Raw genomic sequence first — 20,608 nt, 5'->3', positions numbered from 1 at the left:
ATTCTCCTTACCACTTCATCCAAGGTGCTTTCCCGGACATCCACAAAGACTCTAATTTTTCTTTGTCGCGAAGCGTATCCATACATTGCCAGAAACCATCATGCTGATAGGCAACCAGTTGTCCCTCAGAGGAAAGCCTTTCAAGCGGTTCTCTTTCAAAGGTAGTGCTATCATCTTCAATATAATCGATTACCTTTGGATCAAGCACCATAAATCCGCCGTTAATCCAGCCGCCGTCTTCTTTTCTCTTTTCCGCAAATCTGGAAATAGTAAAATCATTCTGGATTTCCAAGGTTCCAAAACGCCCGCCAGGCTGAATGGCTGTCATTGTTGCCAATTTCCCGTGTTGCTTATGAAAAGCCAGTAACTTGTTCAAATCCACGTCACAAACGCCATCTCCGTAAGTCATCATGAAAGTCTCATTACCTATATAATTTTTAACACGTTTAATTCGTCCGCCAGTCATCGTGTTTAAACCGGTATCTACAACGGTCACCTTCCATGGCTCAGCAACATTGTTATGTACGGTAATATGATTATTCGCCGTAAAATCAAAAGTTATATCAGAGCGGTGAAGATAATAATTCGCAAAATACTCCTTGATAATATGCTGTTTATAGCCCGCACAAATAATAAAATCGTTTACTCCGTAATAGGAATAATATTTCATAATATGCCAAAGAATAGGTTGATCTCCAATTTCAATCATCGGTTTGGGCTTTAAATGGCTTTCCTCACTGATGCGCGTACCAAAACCGCCCGCTAAAATTACTGCCTTCATTAAACCACTCACTTTCTTCTTAAATATTGCGTAAACGCCTTAAGATTTTTTTTACATTCTCGCGTCTTACCGAACCCTTTGGTAAAAAGGCCTCAGAACTATGCCTTAATGCAGATGTCAGGTAAGCTAACCCAAACAACCAAGCTCTGTGTATAAAGTTCTTTGGTTGCCGTGTTTCCTCAAAATAAACCAGCTGAAGCTCCTTTATTTTGTATATATCCTGCTGTTCCAAATCATAAATAAAAATGCCATACATAATTTCGCCCATATATCCGAAAACCCGCTTCAAATTTCCTTGGTATGCGCTTATATCTATAAGGCGCTCCAATTCATCTAAAACATCAAATTGGAATTGGCACATCCTGAAAAACAAATCACGCCGCAGAACATAGCAATTATAGCCCCTATGAGCCGAACCTGAAAGATATTTCTGCGCAGAATCCATATATTCCGGATGCAAATCGCGTATGACCTGCAAAAGAATATCTAAATCTTTTTTATAAATAAAGACTCCGTCATGTCCTTCCCACAGCTCCCGGACAGTTTTGGGCAACCCGCCATTCGGAACAGGGATATGCCTTACATCTGCACATTCTGATACGATAGCATCATATTGGCTGATAACACTCTGCATTTTGCTACTATCCATCAGTCTGTGCCGCCGAATCGCTCCCGGCGATAATATAGGTTCTACAACCATATTTTGCTCGTTGGTACGGTATCGTTTGTCCGAAAAAGATAAGTAACGGCGGTAGTGGCACAGTCCATAATAATCCGCGTTTGCATTTCCCCACGCCCAGTACTGTACCGTCAGTTCCGAATAAAAAGGCTGTTTCTCCGAAATATTGTCACCGGTATTGTCTCCGATAAAAGGTAATGGTGGGTGTTTTCGAAAAGCACCGCACAGCATAGGAACATATAATGGGTTAGGAATTTCCACACTATCAAGATCCAACCGGCGCGAAACAAAAATTTTAATATTAATCATCTTCTGAAATGCAACTACTTATTTTTGGGGGTCTGTACTTAGGACAAAAAATGTAATAAATCTGTTTACAGAAATTCCAACGACGGGAACCTTTTGGCAATAGCTTTTTTGCAAATTCCCTGCGACGGCTTCCTTTAGGTAAGAGCTTATCCGCAAGTTTCCGAGCGCCTGTACGATGATCAACTAACGCACCATACTGATTACTGCACATAGCTGAAAGAATCAATTCATAGTATGGAGTCATCCTTGCATATTTCCAGAAATATTCTGCAAGGTCAACTTGTGGTACAAAACAAGGAATACAACGTCCTGCGTAATGAATAATCCAAGGGTCTTCCAATGCATCTAAATAATTTTGATAAATTGACTGTGGTGCGAAAAATTCAGCAAGCTGATAATCAAAGTCGTGCAAATGACTCATTACATTCCATCTATTATCAAGAAGTTTTACATGGCCTTCACATACTTTATTAAGTACATCTTGATCAAACCACTTCCATTTGCGCGAAGTTGCAATATTCATCAGTTCTTCTGTCGTAAATTTTTTTCTGAATTCCTTCAAATTTAATATAATTACACCAGCATTGAAGTATTCAAAATCGCGCTTTAAACCAATTACTTTCTTATTATATTCCCCTTGTAAATTATTTTTTACGTTGCACCAACCTGCCATTACTGAATCCCGGGCAGCTGCTATCATATAGTTTTCAATATCTATATAGTACAATTTCGCAATATCTACATTCACAACCATGTCGCAGTCCAAATATATTGCTTTATCATATTTCTTCAGCAAATCCAGCATAGCCAGTCTTAAATATGTCATCGCTGTGACATGCATACTCGTATGAAATGTACGTCCACTCAAATATCTATCTGCGTCAACAAAGCGAATTGAAAAATTGGGGTTTCCCTCAAATATTTGCCTAATCAATTTTTGATTGTGTTTTCTAATATGACTGCTTATAATTATGATATCATAATTGTACTGTGGAGATGAATTTTGTCTAATTGATGTTAATAACACAGCAAGAAAAGGTACATATTCATTACTAGAAGCCATAACTACAGGAATATTTATATCAGAAAAAGCAGGTTCTAACTCCACATGGCGTTGTGGATTCTGAATTAATACGAGCTGCATTTCTTTTAAGCGAAAAGTTTTCTGACGTTCCAAGTAATGAAAGTATATTCCCCAAAAGGCCTCTCCCATATATCCCAGCACACGTAACTGCTCTTGACTATAATAAGTAGAATCAAATTCTTTTTCTAAAGCAAAAAGTATATCAAAAAGCATTTCATTATACTCGAAGAAAATATTTTTCTTCATAATATAGCAATTAAATCCCCTCCAAGTATAACCATTAAAATAAGCATCTATATCTTCCTCAAGAAATGGATATTTCAATTTAGTAATTTTAATAAATCTCTCTACAACTTCAAAAGGGAATACTGTATTATTTTTTTTCAAAGACTCAAGTACTGTACGTTTAGGTTCATTTTTAATCTTATCCAAACGCATAGGAATTAAAGAAATTGCATCATACTGTTCTATCTTTTGACGCATATGATCTTCTGTTAATTTAAATTTTTTTATAAAATTTTCATCAATAATATTCTCAACAACGTGTTTATATACATTTGTTTTCTTAAATTGTATATCAGAAAAACTTAAATATCTCCTGTAATGACAAAGGCCATAATAATCAGCCTGAATATTTTTCCAAGCCCAATACTGTACAGTTAGTTCACAAAACGACATTCTTTTTTCTGAGATATTGTCCCCCGTATTATCCCCCAGCATGCCGCCGATCTCTTCAGGAGAACGCTTGTCATAAACAGCGCCACAACGCACATTAACGTATAAGGGATTATCAATGGTCTCGCTTTCCTGATCAATCCGGTGTGATACAAAAATTTTAATATCGCTCATGTGTTATCCTCCAAATGTTTTATAGTAAAACTCCGCAGCATTGCACGCCCTTGACTGCCGGGTGGGAGAAAAAAATTGACAAACTTCGCACGTAAAAAAGCATGATTCGTATCATCATACCCATAAAAATGAATCCTCGGCAGTTCCGCACACCGTATTCCAGGTTGACGACAAAGCCATGTAAAATAGATGCCAAAAAGCCGCTCCCCCAGATATCCGTCTGTTCTGGGCAAGGGGTTCTGGACTCTGTTATCAAATTCCTCTAGGATACTAAAAAGCCATTGACAATAATCATCAAAACATCGCCATTTCATAATAAAAATATTACCGTAATATTCTCCCTTTCCATTCAGATACTCATCTGCGGCAGATAGATAATCCGGGTATTTCTCACGGATAATATCATATACCAGCTTCAAGTCATCCCCACGCTGTCCCAAAGAAGCTGCATAGCGTTTCCATACAGATACTCCCGTGTATTCCCTGACCGGGGCAATCGCATCAAACCTGGGTATTATGGATCTAATCTTCTCTTCTATGTACTGCTTTTGCTGAGGGAAGCGCTGAATTCGATAGGGGACAGGCCTTTTCCCATTCGGCAACTGAACCAGCTTGTCTTCTGTTAATTCCAGATACCGACGATAATGGAAGAACCCGGCATAATCAGATTTTTGATTCTTCCAGACATAATATTGAGCCCGCAGCTCGCAGTAATCCTCTTTGTCTGCAATATGGTTCTTCCCATACAAATCAGAACGCAAAAAAGTTAGCGTGGGAATTTCCGGCAAAATCAGGTTTTTATGATATACCACATACAGCCGGACATCCGGAAAGTCCTTAAAGCGAGTAGGCATCACAGACCTCCTGAACGTCACCAAACATACGTACATTACCATGCTCCAGCCAAACAACGCGACTGCACATATTCCGAATTTGCTCCAAATTATGAGAAACTAAAAGGACTGTTGTACCGCCACTCATTAGTTCCATCATACGGGCATAACTTTTTTTCTGAAACGCCTCGTCTCCAACGGCAAGAATTTCATCTACAATTAAAATCTCCGGATTAACTAACGTAGCAATAGAAAACGCAAGGCGCATCATCATTCCGGAAGAATAATTACGAATCGGCATATCAATAAACTGTCCTAATTGTGAAAAATCTAAAATTTCCTGATACTTGCTTTCCAGAAATTCTTTCGTATATCCCAGAATAGCACCATTCAAAAAAATATTTTCGCGACCCGTCAAATCGGCATCAAATCCAGAACCAAGCTCCAGCATAGGGACGATATTTCCATGGCAAATAACAGCTCCTTCTGTTGGTTTCATAATGCGTGAGATGATCTTCAGGAGTGTGCTTTTTCCTGCGCCGTTGCCGCCAATAATTCCCACCACTTCGCCTTTCTTAACATTAAAAGAAACATTTTTTAGTGCCCAAAAGTCTTGGTAAGTTAACTTTCCGCGCAGTTTTGCCGTAACAAATTCTTTCAGAGATAAAATCCTGTCATTAGCAAATCGAAACCGCATAGATACATTTTGTATTTCAATCATATTTTCAGACATGGCTCTGCTCCTAAATCAAATATACAGGATAAACTTATCCTGCGTCTTTTTAAAAACAAAAGCCCCCACAAGCAACATCCCCAACGCAAGCAGAAACGACTGAATATACGCAATCGGTTCCGGCGAAATACCGCTGATAATGCAGGTACGGGCAAAGGTTATAAAATAATAAAGCGGATTAATCTGCAACACAAACTTGAATTGATCCGGCAATATGCTTTCCGGATAGAAAATAGGAGTGGCGTACATCCACATCATGCTGAAAACGCTCCATAGGAACTGTACGTCCCTAAAAAACACCATACCGGCCGCTAGCAACATTCCCAACCCCAAGCTAAAAACAGCTAGGCACAGCAAAAAGAAAGGAAACAATAAAAAAGATTTTGTAAACGGCACATTAGAAAAGCATCCTACCACAAACAGCGGAATTAGGGAAATTGCAAGATTAACCAACGAAGACAGGATGCGCGTCAACGGGTAAATGTATTTGGGCACATACACCTTCGTAATTAGGCTGGCATTCCCCAAAATAGAAGTGAGAGCCATCCCGCACGCTTCTGAAAAAAAATTAAACATAATGATGCCTGTAAGCAGATATACTGGGTAGAAAGCAATATCAGTTTTAAAAATCGTTGAAAAAACATAGTACTGTACGGTCATCATCAGCAGTGGATTTAAGAAACTCCAAAACACACCAAGAATAGAACGCTTATACTTGGTTTTGAAATCTCTGGAAACCAGTTGATAAATCAAAAAGCGATATTTTTTCATGGCAACAAGAGCGTTCAGAAGAACGCTTTTCTTCTTTCTCTTTGTCCGCATCAAGATATATAGCAGATAGGCCGCCAGCAAAATACCACCGGCAGCTATAAATTTCCAGTAGTGTAATCCAAGCCAAATATAATCCTGCCCTTCTGCAGAAAAGGCCAACACACCATTGACTGCCTTGCCGTTCAAATACAGCTGTTGCCCCGCCTTGGGCTCCGCATCTGTTTTCATCATTGGAGAAACGGCACTGCCAGCAACAGAATCTGGGGAAGTGATCCGCAGTAGTAGAGGAACTCCGTACAGGTTTTCCAGATACTTCTCAGAAGCCACCGTAGTAATAGCTCCTTCGGTCAACTTAGAAACATCCACCGTTTGCGATAAAATTCTGCTGTTATCCTTCAAATTATATAATTCAATCAAAACCGTCCCTTTATTATGACGGCCATAGGTACCCCACGTAACAGAAACCTGTTTAAAGCGTTGTATGGTCGGAATAAAAGTCTGTTCAACTTTAGCCCCTGCTACCATTTCTACGGTGCCGAAATTTGGAACCGGCATTTTTACATTTCCTCTGGAACTGCGAAAATGCAACTGCTCTCCAGCCAAAATATAAAAAAGGAATGCTAAAATAATATATCCTAATAAAATAACGGCGCAAACTTTTTTTAGATTAATTTGATCTGAAACGGCTTGCTTACCATCTGAAATCGAATTATATTTTCCCCTTTTTAGAAGCTTTCTCATAGGTTCCCTCTATCATTTATTGCATAAATTTGTTCAATTTGACCTTTTACATTTTGCAATGCATATGCTTTAACTTTTTCAATTCCTTCCTTACAAAATGTTTCGCGCTTGTTTTGATATGAATACAACATTAATAGTGCATTTTCTAATTCGGTTGTATCGCCATCCTGGCTATTAAATAAAATGCCTGTCTTTCCACTCTCCACAAGCTCTCTATGTCCTTTAATATCACTTGCTATTACGGGTAGTCCGCAGGCCATCGACTCCATAACATTGAAAGGTAAACCTTCAATTCGTGAAGTTGTTACAGAAACATCACACATAATATATAAGCGCCGCATATCTTCTACATATCCCAAAAAGTGTGTCTGCTTGCTTATATGTAATTTATGAGCAAGTTTTTTGCAATTTTCAAAAAGTGTCCCACTTCCGGCTAGTAAGAGTTTGGCATTGGGCATCTTTCCGCACACATTCGCAAAAGCTCTTATCAGTAGCTCCTGATTTTTACGTTTTGAAAACTCAGCTGCATAAACAAGTAAGAAATCGTTTTCAGAATAACCATATGTCATGCGTTGTAACTTTTTTTCATTTTGTGATGCCGGATAGAATTTTGATAAGTCAATCCCCATTCCATTAATATAATATAGGTTGCCTTTATAAAGCTTATGTTTTGTTGCAATCTCATAATCTTCATGATTCATAACCATTACATTATTTGTAACTGAAGCACAAATTTTTTCAGGTAGAAGATAGAGCCATTTTCTTAGACCATCCTTTTCGTGGAAAAGATAGCCATGACATGTATGAAAGACTTCTGGTCTTCTTCTTAATAGCTTAATACCCACCCGAACGATTGTACTGGCCAGAGTGGTATGCGTACTTACAATATCAAAATCGTGTTCTTTTATTAGTTTTCTAACAGTAAATATTGTTTTGATGTTTGTAATACTAATAAAGCTCTTATGAAATGGAAATGCAACCACATGTTCTGTGTATGGCATGGGTTCAGTTTTATTTGCAAGAACCCATACTTCATATCCTTTATCATAAAAAACTTTTAAATACGGAATATGAAAATTTCTAATATGTTCAATTGTCGAAGCACAATAAAGAATTTTTTTCAAGTACTCCACCCACTTTTATATATTTTTTATTCTATCTCATTACCCATAAAATAGCAAGTTGAATTCTATTTTGGGAAGTGTATTTGTGTAGGACTACAATAGATATTGGACAGTTAAAAATAAAGACAGGAATGGATCCATCGGTTAAAATTGAGTTACCACACAAAATTCATCGAAAGGACGTGCCATTCCTGCATGAACAGTGTAACACAAGACATGAAGTATAAGCAACACTAATTTACTATGCGGACAAGCTTGCACTCCAGTCGGAAATACAATAAGATCCGGTCATACATTTACTTTTGAAAGGCTAGATATGATGACATACTCTTTAATTTTGGCTAATGATCTATCTCAATATTTCATTCCTGCAGTCTGGTAGAATTTCAATGTTTATAGTACGTTCTCCTTCACTTATTATAGAAACCATTCCCCAAAGCCCGCCACAGATATATTCTCCTGCCGTTTTCGATAAGAAAACATACTTAAAATCGGTAAGCAGGGCACAAATTCCGGCAACGCGACGAAACCTGTCCCACGATTGTAAACATATTCGATTCATTCCCCTCATAGAATTTACCAGTCCAACAAAGAGGGGGGAGTAAATTTGAAACAGGGACAGGTTCTACATATTACGTTCCATAACCCGAATACCGACGAAGAAACCGCCAAATACCTGACAAAGCTGATCGCGGAAAATATTGCGGAAAAGATCATTCAGAAACAGGCAAGCCGGCAATACGCAGCCGATTCCAGCTTACCCTCCTCCCCGGTCAGCCTGACAATGTAATCAATATTAAGCTATGGACGTATCGTGCGTCTTGATTAAAATTGAATGATAGCACAAGGGCAGAACGAACGACTTCGTTCTGCTTTCGTTTTAAAGCCAAAAAACGTTTTGCATTTTATTAGGAAAGGTGATCGTATGAAAGCAGTTGCCTACTGCCGGGTATCCACCAACAAAGAGGAGCAGCTCGACAGTCTGGAAAGCCAGCAGCAATTCTTTCTGGAATACGCAAAGCACAATCAATACAATCTCGTAAAAATCTACGCCGATGAAGGCAAAAGCGGAACAAAAATGAAAAACCGCACCCAATTGCTCCGTCTGCTCGCAGACGCGCAAGCCCATCAATTCGATGTTGTACTAATCAAGGACGTTTCCCGCCTAGCCCGTAACACCGTAGACTTTCTGACCAGCATCCGTAAAATGAAAGCGCTTGGCATCAAAGTCATTTTCGTAAATTACGATCAGACCTCCTCCGACAGTTCCGAATTCATGCTTACTATGCTTTCCGCCATTGCCCAGGAAGAAAGCTCCAATACTTCAAAGCGTGTGAAATTCGGCAAAAAACAGAATGCGGAGAAAGGCCGGGTGCCCAACCTTGTTTACGGCTATGACAAGATTCCGGGAGACTATTTCAACCTGAATATTAACGAGCAGGAAGCAAAAGTCGTTCGTGAAATTTTCAATCTCTATCTGGAAGGAAACGGGGAGACGGTCATCGCGGTCGAGCTGAACCGGCGTGGGCTGAAAACCAAGCGCAATTGCAACTGGAGCCAAAACGCGGTCGCCCGCATCCTGAGCAATGAAATCTATATTGGAAAAATCGTCAACGGGAAACAGGAAGTATCAGATTTCTTAACCGGAAAGCGCCGGCGGCAGGACGAAAGCAAATGGCTGGTCACGGAATGCCCAGAGCTACGGATCATCGATGACGCTACGTTCCGGCGCGCACAAGCTCTAATCGCACAGAAACGGGAGACTTTCAAGAACAGCGGGAGGCGCAACAGCCAAAAAAACATTTTCAGCAAACTGATTAAATGCACCTGCTGCGGCAACTCGTTCCGGCGCTCCGTCCGTACCTTTAAAAATACCTATATCAAATGGTCATGCGCCGGGCGCAGCGCGAACGGAGTGGATACCTGTCCGAACCGCACAATCCTGGACGAACAGGAACTGTTGGATTCCATCCGCTCGTATTTCCGTAAAATCCTGTCGGACAAGCCCAACGTAATTCGCGGCATTGTGGCCGAATTTAATCGCCAGTATCGTACCAAAGACCAGAACCAGGTATCCGAGCGGGAACTTACCGCCCGGCTGAACAAAGAAAGGCGTTCTAAAAAGAAGTATCTGGAAATGTATGAGAACGAGATTATAACGATGGAAGAGTTGCGTAATAAGACAAAAGAGCTCAACGACTCCATTTCCAGTCTGGAAAAGGAACTGAAACTGGTAAGGAACCACATCAGCAAAAGCGACCTGCTGGAAAACGGACTGAACGAGACCTTCCGCGACATTGACGCCATTCTCAAAGCGGACACCACCACAAACAATCTGCTCCACCGCGTACTGGACTGCATTCGGGTTGACGAAAGCGGGAACGTGGATATTTACCTCAAGGTGCTGCGCGAGGCCGGCCTGCCGGAATCCGTCCATTTAAGCGACAACCGTACATAAAGATGTGGCGCAGCGTTTAAAATATGTCGACCCGCAGCTATACAGGCAGGTAAAGCAGGTGCTTGATATTAATAAAGCACAGCGCCATATAAGGGGCGGAATGGCGACCAGGCTAAAATACAAAAAGGGTGAATAAACTGCTGATATTTCAAGACTTCGAAGAAAAGGTGCTTTACACTTTCTGTAAAGCACCTTTTTCGTAAACATGAAAACCGGCCGTGAAGCAGCGAGTTCGTTATCTGCGCATTGTAAGAATAACTTCCCTGCCCTGATACGTCGCCGTTAAACCCTCCGCCGGGGAGGAAGGCGTAAATGTGCTCGCTTTCACAAAATCATCCGGTTCCGCAATCTCAATATACGTAGAGCCAACCACCGAGCCGTTGTACAAGAGCTGAACCTGAACTTGCCCCACATTCCCGTTGGAGGTAAACAAACCGGTTTGATCAATCGTGCCAAGGCTTTCATCGGAAAGTGCCCATGAAAGGCCGCTTTCCGGCAATTTTGCTGGAGCGCCCGAGCGATCCAGCCCTTTTGCGCTCATCTGTACAACGGATCTAGGGAGATAAGATTTATCGTAGGGCGTTATATAAGCCGCCGCAAAATTCCCGTCCGGCTTTGCATTGGAAAGGAAAAGCCAACTATTTGCAACACGGCGCTCCCGTCCGTCCGAAGGATGGTTTTTTATCGTCATGCTGGTATCTCCGGGGGTTCTTGTCAGGAACGTTGCGGAACCTCCGCCATCCAGATTTCCTGCCCAGACTGCGCCCATATCCTTCATCATCTGTGCAATCTGTTCCAGCGTCATGCCGTGGGAATAGGGATCCTTCCGGCCGTCGTTCATGACAAAGAAAACCGACTGATCCTCGCGGACGCCCACCGCCAACCGGGGGGCACGCGTATCGCTTTTGTCCGGATTTACGATTTTTCCGTTCTCTACAAGAATGCTGTGAATTCCCAGAGCCTGCTGAATTTGACCCTTATTGGTTTCATAGGTTTGACGGTCGCCGTAAATCGGCGTGCCGTCCTTTTTTATGCCGAAAAATTTCCACCATGTCCGGATGGGAGCATATTTATGGATTTCTTTCCCATCCTTAACGACGACACCCCAGGGGTCGCCCGTCCGCATATTATACATATCGCCGTTAACTGCCGCAACAACGCGTTTGCCGTTGCTGATCGCGGCGTTTGCCTGTTCTTTTACCGTCGCAAGACCTATCTTGCCGCCGTCGTTCGGCGTTCCCACCGCAAGAGATATATCAAGCTCACTAGGCTTAAATTCCAGAGCAAAGCATGCCTGCCGGTTCCCGTCGCTGCTTTTATAAGAGAATTCCTTTTGCGTAAGCCCCGGAACAATCGTTGTTTTCACTTCATTGACCACGGAAGCCGCCATTGACGTGGATATATCTGGCGCACCAAGGGCTTTCACGGGAACGGCAGCCGTAATCTGCACTGCCGCCAGGCAAGCGGCAGCCGCACAGAAAATGGTCTTCTTCATTTTACACCATGTTTCTTTTTTCATAAAATCTCCTGATCCCTCCAAGTAATATGATTCCAATTGTTCTGACTGAAAATATTATAATACAATATTTGCCGGATTCTGTTAAATACGTATTAACAGTGAAGAAAAAAGGGATATATTTCCTGAACGATGCTTAATACGGCTTTTGAAAACAGGAACAAAGGCATATCCACAATGGCGAACCGAGTATCCCGGAACGGACAGGTTTGCAAATTTCCTGCAAGACCTGCATGGTACATTTTCTGCAGGCAAAAACGCATAATTTCACAATCTTGTCAAATATTAGATGTGATAATTTATCTTCAGAGGGTGAAATCATGGGAAACAGCGAAAACACAAACGAAGCACAGGGAAAGATCAAATTCACCAAACAGATTCAGGAAAATATCAGACAAATAAAAAACGAATTTGCAAAGGATGAAACGCTGGTTTTGCGAAAGCTGGAAAATCCCGACGTTGGCGAGAGCTACATTGTCTATATCGACGGCATGGTAAATAATCGATTAATAAACCAGGACGTTATCCGGCCATTTCTGGAATTCCATCCAGAGTCGCATGAGACCGTAACGCTCGACGTGATCCAGGATCAGGTAATGCTGTCCAACAGCGTGGAACGGACTTCCGATCATGACAAATTGATTCAAGCAATTGTTTACGGGGATACTCTTTTGCTAATAGACGGCATTGAAGATGCATTAATACTTAACACGAAGGGCTGGACGAGCCGTTCTATCTCAGAACCGGAAAACGAAAAGGTTTTACGCGGCCCCCGCGAGGGCTTTACAGAATCAATCATTACCAATCTTTCGCTGATCCGGCGCAGGATCCTTACATCCGACCTAAAAATGGAATTCGAAACATTTGGTACAAGGACCAATACAAAAGCCTGTATTTGCTATTTGGACTCCATTGTAAATAAAGATGTGCTGGCCGAGCTAAAAAAAAGAATCCATATGTTTTCAATTGACGGTGCTCTGGATTCAAATTACATCAATGAGTTTATAAAGGATTCGCCATACTCCCCATTTAAAACAATCGGCACCTCCGAAAAACCAGACGCTATCGCAGCGAAGCTTTTGGAGGGCAGGGTTGCCCTGTTGATCGACGGATCCCCCAGCGCAATTACGGTTCCGTATTTGTTCACAGAGAACTTTCAAAGTGACGAGGATTATTATCTGAACTATTATTTCACTTCTATAAACCGTCTGCTTCGCTACATGGCCTTTATCATGGCAATCAGCATTCCCGCAGTTTATATAGCCCTTACCACCTTCCATCACGAAATGCTTCCCCTTGCTTTAACAATGAGTATCTCAAAGGCCCGTCAGGGAGTGCCGTTCCCAACGGCGATCGAAATGACTATCATGCTGGTCGTATTTGAAATGCTGCGGGAATCCGGTGCAAGAATGCCGGGTTCCATGGGGCAGGCGCTGAGTATTGTGGGCGCGCTGGTAATGGGACAGGCGGCCGTTTCCGCAAAAATCGTCAGCGCGCCAATGATCATTATTGTTGCAGTCGCCGGAATATGCGGCGTTATGTCGCCTCGTATAAAAGGCGCCACAATCCTTCTCCGTTTTATATTTCTGGTAATGGCCTCTTTTTTCGGCTTATATGGATTTATGTTTGCGGTACTTGCTTTGATGATTCATCTTTACAGCATAAGCTCTTTCGGAGTACCGATTATGAACAGCAGCTACACAAACACGCTTCAGGACAAAAAGGACATTATGGTCAGAGCCCCATGGTGGTTTATGAAAAAAAGGCCAAAGTATCTTTCTGAAAACGCCGTAAGACAAAAATCTACAAGGAGCACTAAATGAAAACAGCAAAACGTCTTTGTATCCTCATACTGGTCATGAATATGATGCTTCTAAGCGGCTGCTGGAATTACCATGAGCTGGAGGATATGTCCCTTGTGACCGGAGTTGCCATTGATAAGGGAATAAACGGAGATACCTATCACCTCACCTTTGAGTTTGTCGATCTGACCGGCGATCAAATAAAGTCCAAGCTCGTTGAATCCGACGGAAATACGATTTATGACTGCATCCGGAATGTTACCGGTAAAGGAGAAAAAAAGCTAAATTTCACCGAATGTAAAGTAATCATAATCAGCCAGGATTTGGCCGCCCAGGGGATATCCCCTATTCTGGACTGGTATATCCGCGACCATGAGCCCAGAATGAACTTAAATTTAATAATCTCAAAAGAAAAAACAGCAAATGAAATTTTACAGGAAAAGCCGATAACGGACGAGTTGATTTCTTTGGAAATCTGGAAAGCATTAAATAGGAATGTCACCACCCTGGGGAAAGTGCCCTGTGTGGAATTATATCAGGCCATTAACATGCTTTCCGATAACGGGATCTCGCTCATCCTTCCAACAATTAGGATTGAAAAGCTTCCTACCTCCACAGCATTGGTTCTGGACGGCACCGCGCTTTTTGAAGGCGAAAAGCTCTTTGGTTATATTGATAGTGAAAAGACCAAATATCTGCTGTTTATTAAAAATCAGATTGACGGGGGGCTCCTACTGGTGGATACGGATTCCGGAAAACTCACCCTTGAAATCGTGGAAAACGTCACAAAACTGACGCCAAAAATCGAGAATAACGAGCCTTCGGTAGATATCAAAATCAAAATGCGCGCCATGCTGTCGGAAGATCAGTCTTCAACAGATCATAACACCTCCGATGGTATTAAAAAAGTCCAATTGGACGCAGAGAAAACGTTGACAAATAATATTTCCGATCTGATCACATCGGTTCAAAGCCAAACCGGCAGCGACATTTTTGGATTTGGTTCCCTGTTCTACCAGAACTATCCGGAATATTGGAAAAAAGAAAAGCTAAAATGGAAGGAGCAGTTTCCGAAATTAAAATGTACAGTAAGTGCATCAGTGAAAATTGAGAACACAGAGCTTTTAAAAGAAAAAATTAAAGTTGGTGGTTAAATGGATTCTTTTATTGTTTTTTTAATCTTATATACCCTCTTTATCATCTTTGACCTGGTTCCCAGCTTTAAAAAAGAAGAAAAAAAAGTCCTTTTTTTTTCAATTCCCGTTTACATCCTGACATTTATGCTGGATACGATGTTCAGCTTTGGTTCAAACCTGGTAAATCCAAATCAGGCTATCACGGATTTTATTTCTTCTGTTTTTCATATTTCATGAGGTATCGCCATGACAAAACAAACAATTACAGAAAAACAGCTTCGGAGCCTCCTGTGCGTATTTTGGGGCGGAAGCCTGATGGTAACCACCTCCAGTTCAGATGTGAAACAGGATTTCTGGATTTCCATGCTGATTGCGAGCGTGCTGATCATCCCGCTTTTCCTGATCTATACACGAATTTTTACCCTTTATCCCAATAAAAACTTTTTTGATATACTGAGCATGGTATTCGGCAAGGTTATTGGAAAAATCATATGCTTTGTATATGTCCTTTTCACGATTCAAATCGCTGCGATTTTAATGTATATTTTTTCCTCGTTTATCCGCATGCTGAACATGCCTGAAACACCGGAAATTGCAACAGTTGCGCTCATCTCCCTTGTTGCGATCATGTGCGTTAAACAAGGCCCGGAGAATATTGCAAGAATGTCGAAGGTTGTCTGGGAATTCATCTTCGTAGCCATCTCTTTAACATTTGTTATCGGGTTAAGAAAGATGGATTTTAACAACTTAAAACCGATTTTGGGCGTGGACTTAAAAACCATACTCGGTGGAGCGGTCACTTTTTGCCTGCTTCCTCTCGCTGAAATTCCACTCTGCCTCCCGTTTTTCTCGTGTATGGACAGCAGCGCGAATTTTAAAAAAATCTTTATAAAAGGTTCTTCCCTTTTTATTTTTCTTACTACGCTGGCAAATATCCGGAATACCGCCGTTATCGGGTTTCCTTGCTCCAACATGCTTTTCTTTCCGTCTTATGCGTCCGTAAGCCTGCTTTCCGTCGGAGAGTTTTTCACTCGGTTCGAAGTAATTATCGGTCTGAACCTGGTATTGGCGGGACTTATAAAAATCTGCGTTTGCTTGTATACCGCTTCCTCGGGTTTAGCAAAAGTCATAAATCTGGAGGATCACAAGCCGCTCATAATTCCTTTGGCGCTGATCACAATCACCTTTTCGCTGATGGCACAGTCGAATGTGCAGGAACTGTTTCGGTTCCTCAGCGTCTATCCGATTTATGCCTTCCCATTTGAAATCATTTTGCCCATTATCATTCTGATCGGTGCGGAAATCCGGACTAGGACATCCAAAAACGGCGGTTCCGGCGGCCAAGCGACGGAATCCGGAAACCAGGCGCAAAACCCCGTGGACGAAAAAATACCCGAACCGAAGCACCAAAAGAAAAGCCCCTACGCCTCGGTATAATCGAAGCAAAGGGGCTTTCGCAAAATGATTTACTTAACGGCGGCCTTCTTATTCAGGACTTCCCTTGCATTTACCGGAATCTGAATCACCCGGCTCAACGGTTTCCAAACAAAAATGGAAATTCCAAAATCAACCATGCTGTGAATAATGGTTCCTACACCAACAAGCAGCAGGACGCTGGTAAAATAGCCATGCGCATAATAATCTGTCGGCATACGGTTGCCAAAATAGAATAGGGTAACCACGGTAATCTCACTTACGGCATGGATCACCGCAAGCAGCAACCCGAAGCCCGCGGTTTTTGCAAAGGAAGAAAGCAGGCTTGTATTCTTCTTTAAAAGCAACGCCCCGACCATTGCGAACAGCACATGGCTGAAAGCGCGAAGCACAATCACAATCGGAAAACCGGCGAAGAAAAACCCGAGCGTTGTCCCGACCGACACCGCCAGCGCAACAGGCGGAGAAATAAAAAGAGCGATAAAAGTCGGCACGTGGCTCGCCAAAGTAAACGAAGCCGGTTCCAAAACAATTTTCGGTGCGAACATGGGAATCACAATCCCGATTGCACAAAGCAGCGCCGCAATAACCATGCTGATCAATTTTGTTTCCTTTTCTCTCATATCCGTCCCTCAATTCAAACAGCAAGCAAATATTTACATGTGTCTTGACACTTGCTGTTTGTATTGTAAAGGATAAAATGCCGTTTGTCAAGGTATTTACCGTTCAAACAGGATTCCGTCTTTTCGAAGCGCGCTGAGAACGCGCTCGTATGCTTCCTCGGAAGGGCAGGAAAGCGTGTGAAGATGGACCCCTCCCGTCAGGTCGCACAGAGGAAGCGCTTTCTCCTTTTCCAGTTTTTCCATAAAACAATCTGCGTCGTACCGGGAGAACAGGTGGAGCTGACCCGAAATCTGCCCGTAAACCACATGCTCCACGATGACGTCGATAATGCCGCAGCCGTTGTCCACAATTACATAAAGCTCCCGGAGCAGGTCGTCCCGTCCGTGCCGGCACGCAACGGTCTTTATAAGACGCCCGGCCTGCGCGGTGGCATCCGCCAGAATATACCCCCGTGGCGTCGCTGCTATGGCATGATTTGCTGCTCTGAGCAGAGCGATATCGCCCACTATGATTTGACGGCTGACATTAAACCGGCCCGCAATCGTACTTGCGCTGACCGGCTGCGTACTCCCCCGTAAAATGTCGAGTATTTCTTCACGTCTTTGCGTGGCTTCCATTCATCATCCCGCCTTTTCCTGTACTCTTACCGCCAGCCGTCCGCCCGGCTGCATAGGATATGAAACCTATTTTCGCTTTTCGCTGAAAATTTCGCAGATTAAAATTATCCTAGTATCATTCTATTAGGAACAAACGATTTTATTGCCATGCGGAATCCTCAACGGTTACAAAATATTTTTCCAACAAACGAACCGGGTGGTACGATAGTTTTGATTTTCGTAGGCCGGGATCGCCGGCATCATCCTCGCGGTTAATATAGCGGACATTCTCCGTCACTTCGTGAAGGGCGAATTGCTTCACCATCATTTGGTAAGAGCCCTGGTATTCCTTCAACGCCTTTTCGATATGGACAAAAAGCGTATCCCCGACAATTTCACCAATGGAAAACGCAATGATCTGCCCGTCCACTTCCAGAAAACCGCCAAGCAATCCGAAGCGTACAAAATGCGTCAAGATTTCTTTTGCGCGCAGGGTTTCTTCCCTTGCAATGGGATTGTCTTTGACATGCTCTGGGGCATAACGGTCAAAAAATTCGATTACCCGCCCGATATTGTCCTTATTCATAGTGACATAACGGAAATCCGGATAAAGCTTTTGGAACTTATTCACATGATTCCTCTGCCCGCTGAATCTTCTGCCGGCAAAGCTGCGCATATCCTCCGCAATATAAAGGTAATCAAAACTATCGCGATTTTGGGTATAGGCAACTGCATCGCCATAGCGATTCTTCAGGATGGCGAGCCCTTCCTCCGGCACAGCACAAAACGCAAGATGCATTTTATTTCGACGGGCATAGTGCTCCAGCGTTTCCAGCGCGTCTTCTGTGGAACCGCATCCAGTCGGCAATGTAAAAGCGGTCTTTCCGTTTACATACCTCACCTTAAAAAACAGCTTATCACGATTAACTGCGTATTCGCTGTAGAAAAATTTTCTCCACATAAATATACCGGCGAGTGTATAGTCACAGGTTCTGAACTTTTGGCATTGAAAATATCTGGAAAATTCGGAAACATTATCTGCTTCAATCGGTTGAAATGCCAGCATAAAAACTCCTTAAAAACTTAAAATTTAACTTCTTTTATTATAGCACAAAAAATTCTGACAGATACACAAAAGAGCATATACGAAAAGCCTTTTGCGGTTTTCCGATATGCCCTTTCTTAAATCCGTTATGTTATTGCAACCATCCTGCCGCTCACACCGTGAGGCACAACCCCACTTGCCACAACGACCTGCGTTTGCACGGACTGACCACTACTGGTTTCAAAAATTACATATCCGGTTCCCTCGGCACCCGCCTCAACCAAATACAGGTCGGTACCCTTCTGGTCCTTTCCGGCGTAATTCACCGTGGTACAGCTGTTTGCGGAATGTACATTCAGGCCTTTCCGATCCAAACCGTAAAATTTCACTCCGATATAATACTTGCCGCCGGGCCCCATAGTGTAGAAAGAAGTATCCACCACAATGCATCCCGCCGCAACCGTTACAATCATCTTCTGACCGCCGATGTCAATGGTGACCTGCCCTTTGGAAACGCCGGTGACCGGATACAGCCACCCTTTTTTCCCGTCCTTATTGTATGCGGAGGGTTTCCCAACCACGGCAATCTCTGAATTGTAGGACATAGCAGACGGAGCGCTTGTGGAATCCGTCATAGCCAAAACGTAATAGACATTCCCCTTGCCGACCGTCACCGCACTGGTATCAAGGGAAAGGCTTCCCCCAAAACTCTGCGAAGCGGAGCCGGTTGTAAGGATACAGTAATCGGATTTATAATCAGCCAGCCTGGTTCCCCGGCTGTCTACCAGATACGCCACAAGCGTGGCCTTGCCGGTCCCGTTTCCCGAGGCTGTTACGGTGCAACTGCGTTTCTCGTTATTGGGGCTAATGGTAAACGCGGAGGTATCTCCGTGCAGTTCCCACACCAATTTGGTGCCGTCCGCAAACTCAGAAAACGCAGGCTTTATGGTTGTCTGTATCGTAGCGGATTTGCCTTTTTCAAGGTACAAGGAGGAATTACTCAGCGTAACGCCTTCCTTTAAGGTGCTTGTCAGGACAAAATCTTCATAGTCACCGGAAGCCTTCTTTTCCAGTTCGTAATCGTAAATCATGGGCTCGTCCCCCGTAAGCACTCCGCGGTCCGCCTTAAAAGCCGTTATCCCACTGCGAACCGGGTTGATAAAAGAAAAAAGAGGCTTATCGGTTATTGCGTTGTGAATCGTCAACTTTCCTGCTGTATAGGAAAGCGTACCCGGCCCGGTGAGCGTATCAATCTCCAGAGGATAATTGGTTGTAAATTCTCCCTTTTGCGCGATCACCAGTTTTCCCGCTTTTATTTTCCCGCTGGCGGTAACCGCGCTGCTACCATCAACATTAATCGTCAGCATATTGGAAATCGTCGGCAGCGAACCCTTATAGCTTTTTAAATTCAGTTCCGCCATATTCTGCCCGTCGATTTCCTTTATTTTTGCATTTTGATTGTTCAAGCTTACGGAATTGCCCGCTTTCAGGGCGCCGGAAATATAAGCCCCGCTGCTGGAAGTCACTTCAATATCCTGCGCAGTTACGGAACCGTAGATCGTAATTTTCCCGTTCACGGTCACCTTTTGGCCGGTCTCAACATCCCCTTTGATCGTGCCTGAAGTTAACGTCAATCCGTTTGAGGCATTCACGCCGCTCATTGTTCCGCCCTTGATTTCCGCGGTACCGTCGCAGTCGATTTTCCCCATCGTACCGCCGGAAACCGTCAGCTTTGAGCCGCTTCCCATCACTTCAACGTCTTTAATATCCCCCGCTTTTATCGTCAGGTTCCCTGTGAAGGAAACTTTTTTATTGGTTACTTCCCTAAAACTGGCCTCGTTCCATTCAGCCCCCCAGGCCGAAGAAGGCCCCAGGTACGTTTTGGCGCCATGCTTATCCACAATTCCGTCGCTATCCGCCGCATAGGCCGCCACCGGTATCGAAACGGCAATCAGCGCCACCGACAGAAGCATCGAAAGAAATTTTTTCATGTTAATCCCCTTTCCTATATTCCGTTTTTCCGGCAAAAGGGCCGGATTCACCATATCCCAGTTTTCATCTCATTTTATATATCGTCCGTTCTCTTGTTTTTT

General features: G+C 43.1%; 17 protein-coding genes and 1 pseudogene. 6 read left to right on the top strand and 12 right to left on the bottom strand.

Annotated features, from left to right (window positions below; all coding sequences use genetic code 11):
* Nucleotides 1-7: 7 nt before the first annotated feature.
* Genes rfbF through CAGA_RS09715 form a run of 7 tightly spaced genes read right to left on the bottom strand, consistent with a single transcriptional unit; the run spans nucleotide 8 to nucleotide 7,904 of the window.
* Nucleotides 8-781, bottom strand: a complete 774-nt coding sequence (gene rfbF / locus CAGA_RS09745) for a glucose-1-phosphate cytidylyltransferase (RefSeq protein WP_135660303.1) — start codon at nucleotides 779-781, stop codon at nucleotides 8-10.
* Between the two features lie 19 nt (nucleotides 782-800).
* Entirely contained in the window at nucleotides 801-1,769 is a 969-nt protein-coding gene (locus tag CAGA_RS09740) for a DUF4422 domain-containing protein (protein WP_135660301.1), read from the bottom strand.
* A complete protein-coding gene (locus CAGA_RS09735) occupies nucleotides 1,762-3,702 on the bottom strand; it encodes a DUF4422 domain-containing protein (RefSeq protein ID WP_135660299.1) in 1,941 nt (646 codons plus the stop codon). Before CAGA_RS09735 ends, CAGA_RS09740 begins: the two co-directional genes overlap by 8 nt.
* Nucleotides 3,699-4,514, bottom strand: coding sequence for a DUF4422 domain-containing protein (locus CAGA_RS09730; RefSeq protein ID WP_167875214.1), 816 nt, complete (start codon nucleotides 4,512-4,514; stop codon nucleotides 3,699-3,701). The genes CAGA_RS09735 and CAGA_RS09730 overlap by 4 nt, the downstream gene beginning before the upstream one ends.
* Before the next feature lie 25 nt (nucleotides 4,515-4,539).
* Nucleotides 4,540-5,268 (bottom strand): ABC transporter ATP-binding protein, encoded by a 729-nt coding sequence (locus CAGA_RS09725; protein WP_207669571.1) that lies wholly within the window; start codon nucleotides 5,266-5,268, stop codon nucleotides 4,540-4,542.
* Nucleotides 5,269-5,283: 15 nt separating this feature from the next.
* Nucleotides 5,284-6,780: an ABC transporter permease gene (locus CAGA_RS09720; protein ID WP_135660295.1), complete on the bottom strand. Its 1,497-nt coding sequence runs from the start codon at nucleotides 6,778-6,780 to the stop codon at nucleotides 5,284-5,286.
* On the bottom strand, nucleotides 6,777-7,904 hold the full coding sequence (locus CAGA_RS09715; RefSeq protein ID WP_135660294.1) for a glycosyltransferase family 4 protein: 1,128 nt from the start codon (nucleotides 7,902-7,904) through the stop codon (nucleotides 6,777-6,779). The genes CAGA_RS09720 and CAGA_RS09715 overlap by 4 nt, the downstream gene beginning before the upstream one ends.
* Nucleotides 7,905-8,511: 607 nt before the next feature.
* Here CAGA_RS09715 and CAGA_RS09710 point away from each other — a divergent pair.
* The 3 genes and pseudogenes from CAGA_RS09710 to CAGA_RS09700 all read left to right on the top strand — a co-directional run.
* On the top strand, nucleotides 8,512-8,694 hold the full coding sequence (locus CAGA_RS09710; protein ID WP_135660291.1) for a hypothetical protein: 183 nt from the start codon (nucleotides 8,512-8,514) through the stop codon (nucleotides 8,692-8,694).
* A 135-nt stretch (nucleotides 8,695-8,829) separates the two neighbouring features.
* Nucleotides 8,830-10,362 (top strand): recombinase family protein, encoded by a 1,533-nt coding sequence (locus CAGA_RS09705; RefSeq protein ID WP_135660289.1) that lies wholly within the window; start codon nucleotides 8,830-8,832, stop codon nucleotides 10,360-10,362.
* A pseudogene (locus tag CAGA_RS09700) lies at nucleotides 10,349-10,498 on the top strand (sporulation transcriptional regulator SpoIIID); the annotation flags it as partial. The gene CAGA_RS09705 and the pseudogene CAGA_RS09700, both read left to right, overlap by 14 nt.
* Before the next feature lie 99 nt (nucleotides 10,499-10,597).
* Here the strand turns inward: CAGA_RS09700 and CAGA_RS09695 are convergent.
* Nucleotides 10,598-11,881 carry a phosphodiester glycosidase family protein gene (locus CAGA_RS09695; RefSeq protein ID WP_135660285.1) on the bottom strand — a complete coding sequence of 428 codons (1,284 nt, stop codon included), beginning with the start codon at nucleotides 11,879-11,881 and terminating at the stop codon, nucleotides 10,598-10,600.
* A 317-nt stretch (nucleotides 11,882-12,198) separates the two neighbouring features.
* Between CAGA_RS09695 and CAGA_RS09690 the strand changes: the two genes are divergently transcribed.
* The 3 genes from CAGA_RS09690 (at nucleotide 12,199) to CAGA_RS09680 (ending at nucleotide 16,253) form a co-directional block, all read left to right on the top strand.
* Nucleotides 12,199-13,701, top strand: a complete 1,503-nt coding sequence (locus tag CAGA_RS09690) for a spore germination protein (RefSeq protein WP_135660283.1) — start codon at nucleotides 12,199-12,201, stop codon at nucleotides 13,699-13,701.
* Entirely contained in the window at nucleotides 13,698-14,834 is a 1,137-nt protein-coding gene (locus CAGA_RS09685; protein ID WP_135660281.1) for a Ger(x)C family spore germination protein, read from the top strand. Before CAGA_RS09690 ends, CAGA_RS09685 begins: the two co-directional genes overlap by 4 nt.
* A 228-nt stretch (nucleotides 14,835-15,062) precedes the next feature.
* A complete protein-coding gene (locus tag CAGA_RS09680; protein ID WP_135660279.1) occupies nucleotides 15,063-16,253 on the top strand; it encodes a GerAB/ArcD/ProY family transporter in 1,191 nt (396 codons plus the stop codon).
* A 29-nt stretch (nucleotides 16,254-16,282) separates the two neighbouring features.
* Here the strand turns inward: CAGA_RS09680 and CAGA_RS09675 are convergent, their stop codons facing one another.
* The 4 genes from CAGA_RS09675 to CAGA_RS09660 all read right to left on the bottom strand — a co-directional run bounded on the left by CAGA_RS09675 (nucleotide 16,283) and on the right by CAGA_RS09660 (nucleotide 20,506).
* On the bottom strand, nucleotides 16,283-16,873 hold the full coding sequence (locus CAGA_RS09675; RefSeq protein WP_135660278.1) for a hypothetical protein: 591 nt from the start codon (nucleotides 16,871-16,873) through the stop codon (nucleotides 16,283-16,285).
* 96 nt (nucleotides 16,874-16,969) lie between these two features.
* Nucleotides 16,970-17,491: a transcription repressor NadR gene (locus tag CAGA_RS09670; RefSeq protein ID WP_135660276.1), complete on the bottom strand. Its 522-nt coding sequence runs from the start codon at nucleotides 17,489-17,491 to the stop codon at nucleotides 16,970-16,972.
* 139 nt (nucleotides 17,492-17,630) lie between these two features.
* Nucleotides 17,631-18,536 (bottom strand): DUF2156 domain-containing protein, encoded by a 906-nt coding sequence (locus tag CAGA_RS09665; protein WP_135660274.1) that lies wholly within the window; start codon nucleotides 18,534-18,536, stop codon nucleotides 17,631-17,633.
* Nucleotides 18,537-18,661: 125 nt separating this feature from the next.
* Nucleotides 18,662-20,506, bottom strand: coding sequence for a hypothetical protein (locus CAGA_RS09660; RefSeq protein ID WP_135660272.1), 1,845 nt, complete (start codon nucleotides 20,504-20,506; stop codon nucleotides 18,662-18,664).
* Nucleotides 20,507-20,608: the final 102 nt, after the last annotated feature.

Source organism: Caproiciproducens galactitolivorans (assembly GCF_004768785.1).
GTDB lineage: Bacteria > Bacillota > Clostridia > Oscillospirales > Acutalibacteraceae > Caproiciproducens > Caproiciproducens galactitolivorans.
This window is presented reverse-complemented; position numbering and strand designations above follow the sequence as displayed.

Coding starts and splice junctions, on each gene's coding strand:
- rfbF (WP_135660303.1), bottom strand. CDS start 781: ATGAAGGCAGTAATTTTAGCGGGCGGTTTTGGTACGCGCATCAGTGAG.
- CAGA_RS09740 (WP_135660301.1), bottom strand. CDS start 1,769: ATGATTAATATTAAAATTTTTGTTTCGCGCCGGTTGGATCTTGATAGT.
- CAGA_RS09720 (WP_135660295.1), bottom strand. CDS start 6,780: ATGAGAAAGCTTCTAAAAAGGGGAAAATATAATTCGATTTCAGATGGT.
- CAGA_RS09690 (WP_135660283.1), top strand. CDS start 12,199: ATGGGAAACAGCGAAAACACAAACGAAGCACAGGGAAAGATCAAATTC.
- CAGA_RS09665 (WP_135660274.1), bottom strand. CDS start 18,536: ATGCTGGCATTTCAACCGATTGAAGCAGATAATGTTTCCGAATTTTCC.
- CAGA_RS09670 (WP_135660276.1), bottom strand. CDS start 17,491: ATGGAAGCCACGCAAAGACGTGAAGAAATACTCGACATTTTACGGGGG.
- CAGA_RS09695 (WP_135660285.1), bottom strand. CDS start 11,881: ATGAAAAAAGAAACATGGTGTAAAATGAAGAAGACCATTTTCTGTGCG.
- CAGA_RS09660 (WP_135660272.1), bottom strand. CDS start 20,506: ATGAAAAAATTTCTTTCGATGCTTCTGTCGGTGGCGCTGATTGCCGTT.
- CAGA_RS09685 (WP_135660281.1), top strand. CDS start 13,698: ATGAAAACAGCAAAACGTCTTTGTATCCTCATACTGGTCATGAATATG.
- CAGA_RS09675 (WP_135660278.1), bottom strand. CDS start 16,873: ATGAGAGAAAAGGAAACAAAATTGATCAGCATGGTTATTGCGGCGCTG.
- CAGA_RS09735 (WP_135660299.1), bottom strand. CDS start 3,702: ATGAGCGATATTAAAATTTTTGTATCACACCGGATTGATCAGGAAAGC.
- CAGA_RS09705 (WP_135660289.1), top strand. CDS start 8,830: ATGAAAGCAGTTGCCTACTGCCGGGTATCCACCAACAAAGAGGAGCAG.
- CAGA_RS09680 (WP_135660279.1), top strand. CDS start 15,063: ATGACAAAACAAACAATTACAGAAAAACAGCTTCGGAGCCTCCTGTGC.
- CAGA_RS09725 (WP_207669571.1), bottom strand. CDS start 5,268: ATGTCTGAAAATATGATTGAAATACAAAATGTATCTATGCGGTTTCGA.